This window comes from Allobosea sp. TAF32 (assembly GCF_052113585.1).
Taxonomy (GTDB): domain Bacteria; phylum Pseudomonadota; class Alphaproteobacteria; order Rhizobiales; family Beijerinckiaceae; genus Allobosea.
The window spans coordinates 449,747-464,741 of the sequence record NZ_JBFRDM010000008.1 but is presented as its reverse complement, the minus strand read 5'-3'; the positions used below and the strand labels follow the sequence as shown (position 1 = coordinate 464,741).

General features: G+C 66.0%; 15 protein-coding genes. 11 read left to right on the top strand and 4 right to left on the bottom strand.

All coding sequences use genetic code 11. From position 1 onward, the window contains the following. Nucleotides 1-82 precede the first annotated feature (82 nt). Together AB4Z16_RS19415 and AB4Z16_RS19410 are read left to right on the top strand one after the other, a co-directional pair. Nucleotides 83-2,446 (top strand): xanthine dehydrogenase family protein molybdopterin-binding subunit, encoded by a 2,364-nt coding sequence (locus AB4Z16_RS19415; protein ID WP_441512977.1) that lies wholly within the window; start codon nt 83-85, stop codon nt 2,444-2,446. A 17-nt stretch (nt 2,447-2,463) separates the two neighbouring features. Further along, the gene (locus AB4Z16_RS19410; RefSeq protein ID WP_441512976.1) at nt 2,464-3,273 is read left to right on the top strand and encodes an FAD binding domain-containing protein; all 810 of its coding nucleotides are present in this window, start codon (nt 2,464-2,466) and stop codon (nt 3,271-3,273) included. 149 nt (nt 3,274-3,422) lie between these two features. On the opposite strand, the gene AB4Z16_RS19405 is transcribed toward AB4Z16_RS19410, so the two are convergent. Next, the gene (locus tag AB4Z16_RS19405) at nt 3,423-3,776 is read right to left on the bottom strand and encodes a SnoaL-like domain-containing protein (protein ID WP_441512975.1); all 354 of its coding nucleotides are present in this window, start codon (nt 3,774-3,776) and stop codon (nt 3,423-3,425) included. Nucleotides 3,777-3,897: 121 nt separating this feature from the next. On the opposite strand from AB4Z16_RS19405, the gene AB4Z16_RS19400 reads away from it, so the two are divergent. From AB4Z16_RS19400 to AB4Z16_RS19390, 3 genes are all read left to right on the top strand, one after another. After that, nucleotides 3,898-4,818, top strand: coding sequence for an AAA family ATPase (locus AB4Z16_RS19400; protein WP_441512974.1), 921 nt, complete (start codon nt 3,898-3,900; stop codon nt 4,816-4,818). Nucleotides 4,819-4,866: 48 nt separating this feature from the next. Next, nucleotides 4,867-5,244: a nuclear transport factor 2 family protein gene (locus tag AB4Z16_RS19395; RefSeq protein ID WP_441512973.1), complete on the top strand. Its 378-nt coding sequence runs from the start codon at nt 4,867-4,869 to the stop codon at nt 5,242-5,244. A gap of 148 nt (nt 5,245-5,392) precedes the next feature. Further along, nucleotides 5,393-6,610 carry a vWA domain-containing protein gene (locus tag AB4Z16_RS19390; RefSeq protein WP_441512972.1) on the top strand — a complete coding sequence of 406 codons (1,218 nt, stop codon included), beginning with the start codon at nt 5,393-5,395 and terminating at the stop codon, nt 6,608-6,610. Here AB4Z16_RS19390 and AB4Z16_RS19385 read toward each other — a convergent pair. Further along, nucleotides 6,600-7,256 (bottom strand): esterase/lipase family protein, encoded by a 657-nt coding sequence (locus AB4Z16_RS19385; protein WP_441512971.1) that lies wholly within the window; start codon nt 7,254-7,256, stop codon nt 6,600-6,602. The two genes, AB4Z16_RS19390 and AB4Z16_RS19385, sit on opposite strands and share 11 nt — an antisense overlap. 150 nt (nt 7,257-7,406) lie before the next feature. Between AB4Z16_RS19385 and AB4Z16_RS19380 the strand changes: the two genes are divergently transcribed. The 4 genes from AB4Z16_RS19380 to AB4Z16_RS19365 are packed head-to-tail and all read left to right on the top strand — an operon-like array spanning nt 7,407 to nt 10,672. Beyond that, on the top strand, nt 7,407-7,730 hold the full coding sequence (locus AB4Z16_RS19380; protein WP_441471672.1) for an XdhC family protein: 324 nt from the start codon (nt 7,407-7,409) through the stop codon (nt 7,728-7,730). A gap of 1 nt (nt 7,731) precedes the next feature. After that, nucleotides 7,732-8,361: a LysE family translocator gene (locus AB4Z16_RS19375; RefSeq protein WP_441512970.1), complete on the top strand. Its 630-nt coding sequence runs from the start codon at nt 7,732-7,734 to the stop codon at nt 8,359-8,361. 4 nt (nt 8,362-8,365) lie between these two features. Then, nucleotides 8,366-9,058, top strand: coding sequence for an XdhC family protein (locus AB4Z16_RS19370; RefSeq protein ID WP_441512969.1), 693 nt, complete (start codon nt 8,366-8,368; stop codon nt 9,056-9,058). 12 nt (nt 9,059-9,070) lie between these two features. Continuing rightward, the gene (locus AB4Z16_RS19365; RefSeq protein WP_441512968.1) at nt 9,071-10,672 is read left to right on the top strand and encodes an NTP transferase domain-containing protein; all 1,602 of its coding nucleotides are present in this window, start codon (nt 9,071-9,073) and stop codon (nt 10,670-10,672) included. A gap of 47 nt (nt 10,673-10,719) precedes the next feature. Here AB4Z16_RS19365 and bcsS read toward each other — a convergent pair whose 3' ends face one another. Beyond that, nucleotides 10,720-11,412, bottom strand: a complete 693-nt coding sequence (bcsS, locus tag AB4Z16_RS19360) for a cellulose biosynthesis protein BcsS (RefSeq protein WP_441512967.1) — start codon at nt 11,410-11,412, stop codon at nt 10,720-10,722. A gap of 198 nt (nt 11,413-11,610) precedes the next feature. Here bcsS and AB4Z16_RS19355 point away from each other — a divergent pair, with 198 nt between their 5' ends. Together AB4Z16_RS19355 and AB4Z16_RS19350 are read left to right on the top strand one after the other, a co-directional pair. Beyond that, the gene (locus AB4Z16_RS19355; protein WP_441513086.1) at nt 11,611-11,880 is read left to right on the top strand and encodes an usg protein; all 270 of its coding nucleotides are present in this window, start codon (nt 11,611-11,613) and stop codon (nt 11,878-11,880) included. Nucleotides 11,881-12,100: 220 nt separating this feature from the next. Further along, a complete protein-coding gene (locus tag AB4Z16_RS19350; protein WP_441512966.1) occupies nt 12,101-12,700 on the top strand; it encodes an exopolysaccharide biosynthesis protein in 600 nt (199 codons plus the stop codon). A 9-nt stretch (nt 12,701-12,709) separates the two neighbouring features. Here the strand turns inward: AB4Z16_RS19350 and AB4Z16_RS19345 are convergent, their stop codons facing one another. Then, nucleotides 12,710-14,935, bottom strand: a complete 2,226-nt coding sequence (locus tag AB4Z16_RS19345; RefSeq protein ID WP_441512965.1) for a putative bifunctional diguanylate cyclase/phosphodiesterase — start codon at nt 14,933-14,935, stop codon at nt 12,710-12,712. Nucleotides 14,936-14,995: the final 60 nt, after the last annotated feature.

Genomic DNA, 14,995 nt, shown 5'->3' with positions numbered 1-14,995 from the left:
CCCCAAGGCGCGGGTTTTTCGTCCTTCATGCGTTCCATGCAGTGAGGCGTCCGCCAGAGGCGCCGTGCGAGGAGGGAACACCATGTCCGTTACCGGAATCGGCGCCGCAGTCCGTCGCAAGGAAGATCATCGTTTCATCACCGGCCAGGGCCGCTATACCGACGACGTCAATCGTCCGGGGCAAGCCCACGCCTATTTCCTGCGCTCGCCCCATGCGCATGCCAAGATCGGGTCGATCGACACCAAGGCCGCCGCGGCGATGCCGGGCGTGCTCGGCATCTTCACCGGCGCCGATCTCGCCGCCGACAAGGTCGGCGGGCTGATCTGCGGCTGGATGATCCACAACAAGGACGGCTCGCCGATGCGCGCCGGCCCGCATCCGGCGCTCGCCCAGGGCAAGGTGCGCTACGTCGGCGACCATGTCGCCGTGGTGGTGGCCGAAACACTGGCGCAGGCGAAGGACGCCGCCGAGGCTATCGTGGTCGATTATCAGGAGCTGCCGGCGGTGGTCGACACCGCCAAGGCCGCGGGCGCCAAGACCGCGATCCATGACGAGGCGCCGGACAATACGGTGTTCAACTGGCATCTCGGCGACAAGGACGCGACCGAGAAGGCCTTCAAGGCGGCCAAACACGTCACCCAGCTCGATCTCGTCAACAATCGGCTCGTGCCCAACGCGATGGAGCCGCGTGCTGCGGTCGGCGACTACGACGCCGGCGACGGCGTCTTTACGCTCTTTACGACGAGCCAGAATCCGCATGTGGCGCGGCTCGTGCTCTCAGCCTTCATCGGTATCGCACCGGAGAACAAACTGCGCGTGATCGCGCCGGATGTCGGCGGCGGCTTCGGCTCGAAGATCTTCATCTATGCCGAGGAGACAGTCTGCGTCTGGGCGGCGAAGAAGGTCGGGCGGCCGGTGAAATGGACGGCGGATCGCACTGAAGCTTTCCTCTCCGACGCGCATGGCCGCGACCATGTCACCCATGCGGAGCTGGCAACCGATGGCGAGGGCAAGATCCTCGGTATGAAGGTCCACACCACGGCCAATCTCGGCGCCTATCTCTCGACCTTCTCGTCGTCGGTGCCGACCTATCTCTACGCGCCGCTGCTGTCGGGGCAGTACGACATCCCGGCGATCTATTGCGAGGTCGACGCGGTCTACACCAACACCGCCCCCGTGGACGCCTATCGCGGCGCCGGGCGGCCGGAGGCGACCTTCGTGGTCGAGCGCCTGATCGAGATCACGGCGCGCCAACTCGGCAAGGACCCGGCGAAGTTCCGGATGCAGAACTACATCAAGAAGTTCCCGCACCAGACGCCGGTCATCATGATGTACGACACTGGCAATTACGGCGCCTCGCTGAAGAAGGCGCTGGAGATGATCGACTACAAAGGGCTGGGCAAGCGCAAGCGCGACTCCGCCCGCGCCGGCAAGCTGCGGGGCATCGGCTTCTCCTCCTATATCGAGGCTTGCGGCATCGCGCCTTCGGCGGCGGTGGGCTCGCTCGGCGCGGGCGTCGGCTTGTGGGAATCGGCCGAGGTCCGGGTCAATCCGGTCGGGACGGTCGAGGTGCTGACAGGCTCGCACAGCCATGGCCAGGGCCATGAGACGACCTTCGCGCAGCTCGTCAGCGACCGGCTCGGCATCCCCATCGACAATGTATCGATCATCCATGGCGACACCGACAAGGTGCAGATGGGCATGGGCACCTATGGTTCGCGCTCCGGCGCGGTCGGCATGTCCGCGATCTTCAAGGCGCTCGACAAGGTCATCGCCAAGGGCAAGAAGGTCGCCGCTCATGTGCTGGAGGCCGACGAGGCCGATATCGACTTCGCCGATGGGCATTTCGCGGTGAAGGGTACGGACCGGAAGCTCGATTTCGGCTCCTGCGCGCTGCAGGCCTATGTTGCGCACAAGTTCAACGGGCATGAGCTGGAGCCGGGGCTGAAGGAGGGGGCGTTCTACGACCCGACGAATTTTACCTTCCCGGCCGGCGTTCATATCTGCGAGGTCGAGATCGACCCGGAAACGGGCATCACCAGGATCGATCGCTGGGCGGCCGTCGACGATTTCGGCAACGTCATCAACCCGATGATCGTCGAGGGGCAGGTCCATGGCGGCATCGCCCAGGGCGTCGGCCAGGCGCTGCTCGAAGGTGCCCGCTACAATGGCGACGGCCAGCTCGTGACCGCGAGCTTCATGGATTACTGCATGCCGCGCGCCGACGACCTGCCGTCCTTCGATGTCGGCATGACGGTGACGCCGTGCCCGTCGAACCCGCTCGGCATCAAGGGCTGCGGTGAGGCCGGAGCCATCGCATCACCGCCCGCCGTCATCAACGCCATCACCGACGCGCTCGGCCATGAGGACATCGCGATGCCCGCCACGCCACAGGCAGTGTGGCGTGCGGCGCAGAAGTCGATCAGCCGCATGGCGGCCGAGTGAGCTGAAAGGAAGAGCACATGTACGCTTTCACCTATCACAAGCCCACCAGCGCCCGGCAGGCGGCGACGCTGCTCGCCAAGAAGGAGGAGGCCAAGCTCCTGGCCGGCGGCCACACTTTGCTGCCGACGATGAAGCAGCGGCTGGCTTCGCCCTCCGCGCTCGTCGATCTCGGGGCTTGCGCCGATCTCAAAGGCATCGCTCGCAAGGGTCGCAACCTCGTCATCGGCGCGATGACCACCCATGCCGAGGTCGCTGGCTCGGCGGAGGTGCAGGAAGCCATTCCGGCGCTCGCCTTCCTTGCCGGCCATATCGGCGACCCGCATGTGCGCCACCGCGGCACGATCGGCGGCTCGGTCGCCAACAACGACCCGGCGGCTGATTATCCGGCGGCGCTTCTGGCGCTGGGCGCCACGGTCGTCACCAACAAGCGCAAGCTGACGGCCGAGGAGTTCTTCACCGGGCTCTACGAGACGGCGCTGGAAGAGGGCGAGATCATCACCAAGGTCACGTTCCCGCTCGCCTCGAAGGCGGGCTACGCCAAGTTCCGCAACCCTGCCTCGCGCTACGCCATGGTCGGCGTCTTCGTTGCCAAGCGCGGCAGCGAGATCCGCGTTGCGGTGACGGGGGCGGGCGAGGGCGGCGTGTTTCGCTGGCCCGAGGCTGAAGCGGCGCTCAAGGCGCGCTTCGCGCCGAAATCGCTTGAGGGCCTCAAGCACACGGCTGATGGCATCAACGGCGACATTCACGCCGACCCCGAGTACCGCGCCCACCTGATCGGCTCCATGGCCAAGCAAGCCGTCGCGCAGGCGACGGCGAAGGCGGGCTGACGGCCGAGGGTTTGTCCGAGGCGTTGCGGCGCATGCCGTCATGCTCGGGCTTGCCCCGAGCGTCTCGTGAAGGGCAGGCGCCTCTTCCGGGAGGAGATTCTCGGGCCAGCGCATCGTGCTGCCCGAGAATGACGATCTACGGAGACGCTTCAGTAGAAGAAGCGTTCCTCGACGATCCGGCCGTTCTCGACGGTGTAGAGACCGACCTCGTCCATCACGCGGCGTTCGCCGGTCTCCTTGACGGTGACGTCGACATGGAAGCGGACGGCGAACTGGTCGCCGTTGAGATAAGGGCCTTCGCTGCTGAAGTCGTGCATCTCGTGGTTCGCGACCCACCACTCGCCCTTCTGCCTGACGGCTTCCTTGCCGCGGCAGACGGCCATCGGGCCGGGCATGTTCTCGTAGCTGACGATGTCGTCGGCGTTGAAGCGGTTGGCGGCCTCGTGGTGCTTGCCCTCCTTGAGCAGGGCAACGAAGTCCTTGGCGATCTGATCGGTGGTCATGATCTGCGCTCCGTCGTTCAGGCATAGCGAGTCTGGACTTGCTTACCGCCCTGCCATGTCAGCAGCGTGGCCGTGCGCTCCGCGCCTTCCTTCAATCTGCCCGTCGCGATAGAAATCGGTCATGCTCAACGCTTCCCCTATCCCCGTCTCGATCGACGCCACACTGACCCTGCTGCAGTCGCAGGGTTATGTCGCCGACCGCGCGCTAGCGACCGTGCTGTTCCTGGCGCTGCGGATGAAGCGGCCGCTGCTGCTGGAGGGGGAGGCTGGCACCGGCAAGACCGAGATCGCCAAGGTGCTTGCAGCGGGCCTGGGCCGGCGGTTGATCCGGCTGCAATGCTATGAGGGGCTCGACCTCGCCTCCGCCGTCTATGAGTGGAACTATTCCGGGCAGATGATGGCGATCCGCCTCGCCGAGGCCGGTGGGGTCGCCGAGGATCGCGAGCGCCTGGAAGGCGACATCTTCTCCGAGAAATATCTGGTGAAGCGGCCGCTGCTGCAGGCGCTGGAGCCGCAGGATGGCGGGGCGCCGATCCTGCTCATCGACGAGCTCGACCGCACCGACGAGGCATTCGAAGCCTTCCTGCTCGAAGTGCTGGCCGATGCACAGGTGACGATTCCGGAATTCGGCACGGTGAAGGCGGCCGAGCCGCCGATCGTGATCCTGACCTCGAACCGCACCCGCGAGATCCATGACGCGCTGAAGCGGCGCTGCCTCTATCACTGGGTCGGCTATCCCGATGCGGCGCGCGAACTCGCCATTCTGAAGGCCAAGGTGCCGGATGCGCCCGCCAAGCTCTCGAAGCAGGTCGTCGGCTTCGTGCAGGCGATTCGCAAGGAGGAGCTGTTCAAGCAACCGGGTGTGGCCGAGACGCTGGACTGGGCGACGGCTCTGATCGAGCTCGACGCTGTCGCGCTCGATCCGGCCATCGTCTCCGACACGCTCGGCGCGCTGCTGAAGTATCAGGACGATATCCAGGCGATGCAGGGCTCCAAGGTGAAGGAACTGCTGGATCAGGCCAAGGCCGAGGCGGGGCGCTAGCTGCACCGGCCGCAGTTTTCTCCGGCGGAGAAGCGTGAGGGGGAAGCCATGAACGCAGACATCAAGGCCGTGGAAGCGACGGTGCGGACCTATCTCGACGGGCTCTATGAGGGCGACGCCGAGAAGCTCGCACATGTCTTCCACCCGACCAGCGCGCTGACCACGGCCCGCGAGGACGGCACGATCCAGATCGTTCCGCGCGATCAATGGCTCGATCTCGTCCGCAACCGGCCTTCGCCGCAGGCGGCGGGGCTGCAGCGCGACGACCATATTCTCACGATCGATCTCGTCGGGCCGACGCTGGCGCTGGTCAAGGTCAAATGCCAGATGCCGCCGCGCTACTTCACCGATCTGCTCTCGCTGTTGAAGATCGAGAGTCGCTGGCAGGTCGCCCAAAAGGTGTTCATGACGGAGATGCGGGGTTGAGGTCACCCGCCGCCCTCACCCTGAGGTGGCCCGCAGGGCCGTCTCGAAGGATGCTCCAGACGACTCCGGGGTGTGCTGGATCATCCTTCGAGACGCCGCGTGCCGCGGCTCCTCAGGATGAGGGCTGCGGGAGGCCAGGCGGGCAGCGATGACCGGCAAGCTTTCCGAGAACGTCGCCTATTTCGCGCGTGCCTTGCGAGCGGCCGGGCTGCCGGTCGGGTCCGGGGCGGTGGTCGAGGCGGTCGAGGCCTTGGGCGATGGTGCGCTGGGCGACCGCCCTGACGTCTACTGGGCGCTGCACGCGATCTTCGTGAAGAAGCATGAGGACAGTCCGGTCTACGATCAGGCGTTCCGGCTGTTCTGGCGCCGGCGCAATCTGATCGAGAAGATCATGGCGCAGATGTCGCCGGTGTCGCCCGGCGCCAACAGCCAGCCGGAAAAGGCCGAGGCGGGGGCGTTGCGCGTGGCCGAGGCTTTCGCGCCGCCGGCGCGGGAGGACGAGGCGCCGGTCGAGCTGACGGAGCTGACGGCGCGGTTGACGGTCTCGGATCGCGAGATGCTGAAGGCGCGCGACTTCGCGCAGATGACCGCGTCGGAGATCGCGCGCGCCAAGCAACTCATCGCCGAACTGAGGCTGCCGGACGACAGCGTGCCGATGCGACGGTTCAGGCCCCTGGCACATGGACGGACGATCGACCTGCGGCGGACGCTCCGGCAGTCGCTCCGGGGAGGCGGGGGCTCGATCGATCTCGCCTTCCGGGAGCGGCGCGAGATGCATCCGCCGATCGTTGCGCTGGTCGATATCTCCGGCTCGATGGCGGAGTATTCGCGGATTTTCCTGCATTTTCTGCATGCGCTGACTGAAAAGCGCCGGCGCGTGCATTCCTTCGTCTTCGGTACGCGATTGACCAACGTCACCCGGATGCTGAAGGCTCGCGATCCGGACGAGGCGCTGGCGCTTGCCGGCAAGGCGGCGCCGGACTGGGAGGGCGGCACGCGCATCTCAGCGGCGCTGCACGAGTTCAACCGCGTCTGGTCACGGCGCGTGCTGGCGGGCGGGGCGGTGGTGCTGCTCTTCACCGACGGGCTCGAGCGGCATCTCGACGACAGCTTAGCCTTCGAGATGGACAGGCTGCATCGCTCCTGCCGGCAGTTGGTCTGGCTCAACCCGCTGCTGCGCTACGATGCCTTCGCGGCGCGGGCGAGCGGCATCCGGGCGATGCTGCCGCATGTCGATTCGTTCCGGCCGATCCATAATCTCGCCGCCATGGCAGATCTTTGTGCGGCGCTGTCGCGGGACGTCGGGCGCGAGAACGATCCGCGCCTGTGGCTGAAACGGGCGCAGATGCCAAAGCTCATCGCCTGAACCGACCATGGCGCAGGAAGTGGATGGTCTGGGCCATGGCTTCCGGGTCGCGCATGATCAGCGGATGGCTCGTCGGCAGGACGATGTGGTCACTCATGCCGGCGACGCGAGTCCGCTCGACCGAGACGCGTCCGTCATTGGGGCCGGGCAGGACCAGCGACGCAAAGACATAAAGCGAGCGGTCGCCGGCGATGACGCCGAGGGGATAGTCGACCTCGCCGAGCAGATGGCACAGCTCCTCGCTGCGCTGCGTCGCAAGCTGGCCGCCGGCCGGGCCGAAGGCGCTGCGGTAGAGCCAGTTCCGGCGTAGCAGATCGGCGATCTCGCTGCCTTCGTTCGGCGGCGCGAGCATGACGACGCGCCCGAGCCGCTTCGGGCGGCAGCGGTTGAGATAGGCGCGGGCAACGAGCCCACCCATGGAATGTGTGACGAAGTGCAGGTTTCCTGTCAGCTCCGCCTCAAAGGCGGTGATCGGGGCAGACAGCCCGTCGACGATCTGCGCAAGGTCCTGCTCGCGCGAGGGATAGTCGAGATTGAGGACACGGTAGCCCTCGGCCGTGAGGGCCTGCTCGAGCTTCTGCATTGAGGCTGCGCGGCGCAGGATTCCGTGCAGCAGGACGCCACCGTCTTGGCCCGTCACGGGCATCGCTTCCTCGCCTTCGAGCGTTTGAATTCAGCCGAGCGCTAGCACATATAAAGGCACCGCATAACGGCTTTGCCCCGCCCGCTCGACGCAAGTGCGGCATTGGCGCATAAGATCGAACCCGTTTCCGCGTCATTCGCGAAAGGCCCGGCGATGATCAGCACCGACACCGACATCCTGCGCGCTGCCGAGGAGTGGAGTCGCGGTGGCCGGCACGTGGCGATCGCCACGGTGGTCGAGACCTGGGGCTCGGCGCCGCGCCCGGTCGGCTCACATCTCGTCATCGACGGCGAGGGCAATTTCCTCGGATCGGTCTCGGGCGGCTGTGTCGAAGGCGCGGTGGTGGCCGAGGCCGCCGACGTGATCGCCGACGGCAAGGCGCGCATGCTGGAATTCGGCGTCGCCGACGAGGCGGCCTGGAAGGTCGGCCTCTCCTGCGGCGGGCGCATCAAGGTCTATGTCGAAAAGGTGAACTGAGATGGCCTCCTGGGAAACGCTGATCGCCTTCGCGACGGTGACGATCCTCGTCGCCTATTTTCCGGGGCCGGCGCTGCTCTACACGGCCGCCCAGACGATCAGCCATGGCCGCAAGGCCGGCCTGATGGCGATGCTCGGCATCCATCTCGGCTGTTATGTCCACGTCTTCGCCGCCGCCTTCGGCCTGTCGGCCGTGTTCAAGCATGTGCCGGAACTGTTCATGGCAGTGAAGATCGCCGGTGCGATCTATCTGGTCTGGATCGGCATCGGCATGATCCGCTCGCGCCTGGGCGCGCCCGATCAGCCTGTCGCGCCGCCGAAGACGGTGAAGCGCGCGCTGCTCGATTCCTTCATCGTCGAGATCCTGAACCCGAAGGTTGCGCTGTTCTTCATCGCGCTCTTGCCGCAGTTCGTCGATCCGGCCGCCCCGCTCCCGGTCTGGGCGCAGTTCCTGATCCTCGGCATGATCGTCAATTTCGCCTTCTCCTCGGCCGATCTCCTCACGGTCTTCGGCGCTTCCTTCGTCGTGGGCGCGATGAAGAAGACCAGGGCGGGGTTCGCTTTCGGGCGCTGGATCGGCGGCTCGCTGATGATCGGGCTCGGGCTGAAGCTCGCGGTGGACAGGGGCTGAGTCCGTGGATCTCTCCATTCTCGCGGCGCTCAATGCCGAGCGCCGGGCACGCCGCGCCACCGTGCTCGTGACCGACATCGCTGGCGGTACGCAGCGGCTCGTCAAGCACGCAGCGGTTTCCGGGGACCCGCTGGCCGAGCTGCTGGAACGGCAGCTGCGCATGGGCAAGAGCGGCATGGTCGAGGTCGAGGGCGCGCAGCACTTCCTGACCGTGCAGGCTCCGCACCCGCGAATCGTGGTGACCGGCGCCGTCCATATCTCGCAGGCGATGGCGCCGATGGCCAGGACGCTCGAGCTCGACCTCGTCATCATCGACCCCCGCACGGCCTTCGCGACGCCCGAGCGCTTTCCAGAGACCGACTTGCTGGCGGAATGGCCGGACGAGGCCATCGGCCGGATCGGCCTCGACAGCTACACCGCCTTCGTCGCCCTGACCCATGACCCGAAGATCGACGATCCCGGGCTGGAGGCGGCGCTGCGCTCGGACTGCTTCTATGTTGGCGCGCTCGGCAGCCGGAAGACCCATGGCAAGCGCGTCGAGCGGCTGACTGCGGCTGGTTTCAATGCGGCAACCATCGAGCGCATCCACGCGCCGATCGGGCTCGACATCGGAGCGGTCTCGCCGGCGGAGATCGCGCTTGCGATCCTGGCGGAGATCGTCTCGACCTTGCGCGGCCCGCGCCGCAAGCCGGCCTGAGAGGCGCAGCAGATGAGATTCGGGCCTGTCGCTATTGCCGATGCCGCCGGCTGCATCGCGGCGCATACGATTCGCGCCGGCGGAGCGACCGTGAAGAAGGGTGCCACGATCACGACAGAGCTGGCGGCGCGGCTCCGGGAGGCCGGTGTCCAGGAGATTGTCGCAGTCCGGCTGGAGCCTGGCGATATCGGCGAGAACGCGGCTGCCGAGCGCCTGGCCGCGCGGATGACCGGCGAGGCCATCACCGCCGATCTGCCCTTTACGGGCCGGGTCAACATGTTCGCGGCCACGGCCGGCGTTCTCAAGATCGACGTCGCCGCCATCGATGCGTTCAATGCTGTGGACGAGGCGATCACGGTCGCGACGCTGCCGGCGCTCAAGGCGGTCGTGGCAGGTGAGCTCGTCGCGACGGTGAAGATCATTCCCTATGCGGTTGCCGAGACGCAGATGGAGGAGGCGCTGGCGGCGCTCGGTGCCGGGCCGGCCATCGCGATCGCACCCTATCGTCCGTCGCGGGTGGCGGTGATCTCGACCCTGCTGCCGGGCCTCAAGCCAAGCGTCGTCGACAAGACCCTGCGGATCATGGAGGAACGTCTGGCTCCGGCGCAGGCCGTGCTGGCGGCCGACAAGCGTGTTCCGCATGAGCCGCAGCCGCTCGCCGCTGCGCTTGTCGAGCAGGCGAACGGAAAAGCCGACATCATCGTGGTGTTCGGTGCCTCGGCCATTACCGACCGGCGCGACGTCATTCCACAGGCGCTGGTGGAAGCCGGCGGGGAGGTCGAACATCTCGGCATGCCGGTCGATCCCGGCAATCTGCTGATGCTCGGCAGGCTCGCAGGCAAGCCGGTGATCGGGGCGCCGGGTTGTGCACGCTCGCCGAAGGAAAACAGCTTCGACTGGGTGCTGCAGCGCAGCCTCGCGGGGCTCCGGGTTGGGCGTTCGGACGTTCAGCGCATGGGCGTCGGCGGGTTGCTGATGGAGATCGTCTCGCGGCCGCAACCGCGCGCCCCCGGCCATGAGGAAGGCGGCCCGATCGCCGGCATCGTTCTCGCTGCCGGGCAGTCGACGCGCATGGGCGCGCGCAACAAGCTGCTCCAGCCGCTGCGTGGCAAGCCGATCCTGCGTCACGCGGTGGAGGCGCAAATCGAAGCCGGCCTGTCGCCGGTCCTGGTCGTCACCGGTCACGAGCAGGATGCCGTGGCAACCGCCCTTGCGGATTTGCCTGTCCGGATCGTGCACAACCCCGACTATGCCTCGGGCATGGCGAGTTCTTTGAAGGCTGGCGTCGCCGCCCTGCCTGTCGAGGTCCAGGGCGCGGTGATTTCGCTCGGCGACATGCCGAACGTGACCCCGAAGGTGATCGAACGGCTGATCGAGGCGCATGGCGCGCGGCCGGAGGCGCTCGCCGTCGTGCCGACGCTGTTCGGGCAGCGCGGCAACCCGGTGCTGCTGGCGCGGGAGGTCTTTCCGGCAGTGTCGCTGCTGACGGGCGATCGCGGGGCGAGACGCCTGCTCGACGAGGCCGGCGAGCGCGTGGTCGAGGTCGCATTCGAAGATCCGGCCATCGCCATCGACGTCGATACGCCGGAGGCCTTGCGGGCGTTGCAAGGCTGAATCGGGAGCATTCCATGCTTCTGCGACTGGTGGATGCTGCGCCCGCTCTAGCGCAACCAGTGCAGTCCCAACGTGCCATAGGCCTCCGATGGGCGGTCGCTTGTTCTCTGCCAGCCGCCGGAGAGGCGCCATTCCAGGCCGAGGAGACGCAGTCCCGTAAGATGGAGTCCGAGCCGTAACTTGCGGTAATCGGACGCGCGATAGGCTTCTGCCTCAGGGCCGACATAGAACCCCGCCGGCACTCGCCAACCGGGCGCGAGGCGTGCCCAGAGGCGATGATCGACCGAGGACGCATAGGCATTGGCCTGGAGCATCATGCCATCGGCAGGTATCGCCCAAAGATCGGCCTGGAGCCGCGCCCCATAGCGCGTCGTGATCAACGATGGGCCGAAGGCTTCGATGCGCTGCTCGCTTTCAAAGTCGGAGCCGGCATACAGCGCGAAAAAGCTACTGCCGACGCGCCATTCGTAGCCCAACATCGCCAATGACTCGGCCTTGTAGGTGGTGCCATTCGGTGGCTGGCGCCGCGTTTGCTCCTGAGAGGTGCCGGCTTTGAGGAATAGTCTGAAACCGCTTCCGGCAAGCGCGCCGCCAAGGGCACGCTTCATGCCGACCGAGGCGAAGGTTTTTGTCGGCCCTGCTTCCATCGAGCCGAATATCACCGTCGATATGGGAGAGCGCTCGTCGGGATCCTCCTCCTCCGCATGCAAATCAAGAGGAAGGGTTGTCAGGACAAGCACCAGCGCGGCCCGCTTGGCCTTACTCGAGCCATACGCCACGCACGCCCCCCAACGACGCGATATTGCGGGCGCCGACCCACGATATCAGTTTGGATAGCAGCAGTTTGGCAGTAGAATTGCAAGCTTTTGTTAACCAACGGGGAGCAGCCTCGACGTATCCGGCTAAGCTTTCATTCCGTTTCGGGACAGGAGGTGACGATGGTCTCTGCAGACTTCATCAAGCAGCTGGAAGGCTACGGACTGACAACGGCGACGATTCTCTACCGGATGCCGGATCATCTTCACGTATTGCAGACCTATATCTGGCAGCAATACGACCTCGCGCCGCGCTTTCCGGTGCTTCACGATTTTCTCGCCTTCTGGCGGCGTGAGCTCGATGGGCCGCTTCATTCGGTCACCGTTGCGCATTCACGACTGATCCGGCCAGCCGAAATCCGCAACCTGAACGGCGTGCTGACGCTGCACTGAGGCGGCTGCGCTAGATCGCTGCGCGTCCCACCGCAGGCGCGGTGGCAGCCTATCCCTTTGTGCGAGCGTCGAATTTCTCCGGATTTCCGGTTCCGCTTTTCGGTCCGTCCCCATAGGGGGCTTGAGCGCCCGGCATTGAACGCCTGCGTGCGGCGTGCTTGTTGGGCGGCTGCCGGCCGTGCTAGGCGGGCGCTTCCGCTTCGGCACGGCCTTTGTTCCTTTGTCATCTTCCCTGCGCACCTCCGGACTTCTGACGGCGCTCGCCGGACTGCCGGGGGACCGGATCGCGGTCGGTACGATCGTCGCCGCACTCCAGGACCGGGCCTACGCCCTGCTCGTCGTGCTACTCGGCCTGCCGAACTGCCTGCCGATGCCGCCGCCGATCCCCTTGGTTTGCGGCCTGGTCCTCGCCTTCATTGCCCTTCAGATGCTGATGGGCCGGCGGATGCCCTGGCTGCCGCAGGCTCTGCTCACCCGCAGCATCGGCAAGCCAGAGCTCAATCGTGCGGTCGAGCGGGCGCTGCCGGCGTTGGTCCGGCTCGAACGCTTTTCGAAGCCGCGCCTGACGATGCTGGGCAGTCCCTACGCGGTTCCGGTACTCGGGCTTCTGATGCTGGTCCTGGCACTGGGCCTGATCGTCGCGGCGCCCTTCATCGGACAGATACCGCTCGGTCTCGCCGTCTGTCTGGTCGGGCTCGGCCTCGTCGAGCGCGACGGGGTCCTGATCATCATCGGTGCGGTCTTCGGTGCGGCGGGGCTGCTGCTCAGCGCCGGTTTCGCCTATGCGATCTTCAGCGGCATCCACGAGCTGCTGTTCTGAAGACGGATTTCAGGCGGCAACGAGGACTTCAGCAAAAGGGTTGCTGAGATCCAGCAGCCGATCGATGTCGTGGGCGGGCACGGCCTTCGAGAACAGGAAGCCCTGCAGCTCGTGGCAGCCGATCGCCTGCAGGAAACGATGCTGCTCGGCGGTCTCGACGCCTTCGGCGCAGACGCGCAGGCCAAGCGCGCGGCCGAGATGCGCCATGGAGTGGACCAAAATCGCGGATTCGCCGGTCGCTTCCATGTATTCGAGGAAGGAGCGGTCGATCTTGATCTTGTCGAAGGCGAAGCGCCGCAAATAGATCAGGCTCGAATAACCGGTGCCGAAATCGTCGAGCGCCAGGCCGACGCCATGCGCGCGAATATCCATCATCGCAGTCTCGGCGGCATCGGCATCCTCGATCAGCACGCCTTCGGTGAGCTCGAGCTCCAGCTGTGCCGGATCGAAATCCGTCTCCTCGATGATGCGGATGACGTTGGCGACGAAGTCCTTGTGGCGGAACTGGATCGGCGACACGTTGACCGCGAGTCGAACGCCCGACCAGCGCCGGGCTTCGCTGCAGGCACGCCGAAGCACCCACTCGCTCAACGGCACGATCAGGCCACGCTCCTCCGCGATGGTGATGAAATCCGATGGCGGGATCATGCCATGCACCGGGTGCGGCCAGCGGACCAGCGCCTCGACGCCGACGATAGTGGAGCCATCAACCGAAACCTGCGGCTGGTAATGCAGCGTCAGCTCATCGTTCTCGATGGCGCGGCGCAGGTCGTCCTCGACCATCCGCTTGAGTTGCAGGGATCGGTTCATCTGCGTTTCGAAGAAGGCGAAACGATTCCGGCCATTGTTCTTGGACTGGTAGAGCGCGGTATCCGCCAGCTTCAGCAGCATCTCGCGATCCTTGCCGTCGCGCGGAGCCATCGCGATACCGATGGAGCAGCCGATCGTGACCTCGATGCCCATGACGATGAAGGGTTCGGTGAGGCGCGTAAGGATGCGTTCCGCCAGCGCAGTGCAGCGGGCAGGCGTGGCCTGCGTCTGGATGATGCCGAACTCGTCGCCGCCGATGCGGGCGACCGTGTCCTCAGCCTGTACGGAGCTCGCGAGCCGCGTGGCGACCTGACGGATCAGTTCGTCGCCCGCCGTATGGCCATAGGTATCGTTGACCGCCTTGAAGCGATCGAGATCGATCAGCATCACGGCGAGAGTCCGGCCGTCCTGCTGCAGATCGGCGAGAGTCTGGTCCAGAGTCAGGTCGAAGCTGCGCCGGTTCGGCAGGAGCGAGAGCTCGTCCTGCCCCGCGAGGCGCTGGATCTGGCGCTCGCGCAGTTCGATCTGCCCGGCAGCGGCGCGCAGGCGCTGAACGACGAAGATGAAGATCGCCGAAAACAGCAACGCCACTGCGATCAGGGCCCAGAGGAACCGGTGCAGCATGACGTCGCCGGGGCGAGTCGGCGTCCAGCTCAGCCAACCGGAAACCGTCCCGTCGGGCGCCTGCAATGCCAACCCGTTGTGTCCGTCGCTGGGCTGGGCGGCGATCAATCGGATGTCGGCGATGCGATAGCGGTCGGACAGCTCGGCCAAAAGGCTTGTCGAGATATGCCGATAGGCAATGAGAAGCAGCGCTTCGGGCATATTCGCCGTGCCCAGCGGTATGGCGCGCGAAAGATTGACGGCGGTCAGCATCAGGGTTTCGTCGCGGTCCCGCACGATGGCCGAGCGCGAGGTTCCGGGCTGCGGAAGGCTGTCCTCGCCCTGGCCTATGGGGAGCGGAACTTCCCTGGCACTGCGAAGGAACAGATCGAGATGGCGCGGCCCTTCCGTCCCCGCCCGGCCCAGCTGCGTGTTCGTTTCGATGCCGGCCAGCACGGTGCCGCCCGCGGATGCGATAAAAGCCCCGTCGAAATCGGCGAACTGACTGCGCAGGCGTTTGAAGGCGGCCTGGAGCGCAGGTTTCGGGTCATCCGCTTCCAACGCATCCGGCAGCTCGCCGGCCGTAGTCAGGCCCTGCAGGCGCAATTCGTTGACCTTGATCTGGGCGTTGAAGGCCGCCTCGATCCGTTCGGCCTGACGCTGCACCTCGAGGCGATTGGCTTCGCGGGTGATCGCGATGACCACGCCGATGCCGGCAGCCATCAGGAGCAGGAACGCGCAGCCGAGTGTCACCACCGTGCTCGCGAACATACGAGCGGAGGCACCCGCGTTCGTCATCTTCGCGGCAAACGGTTGCAGCATTCGTTATCCAAGGCAGGTCGTTCGGACGACTTAAAGCCCGAATTATTGATATCCCGTTGC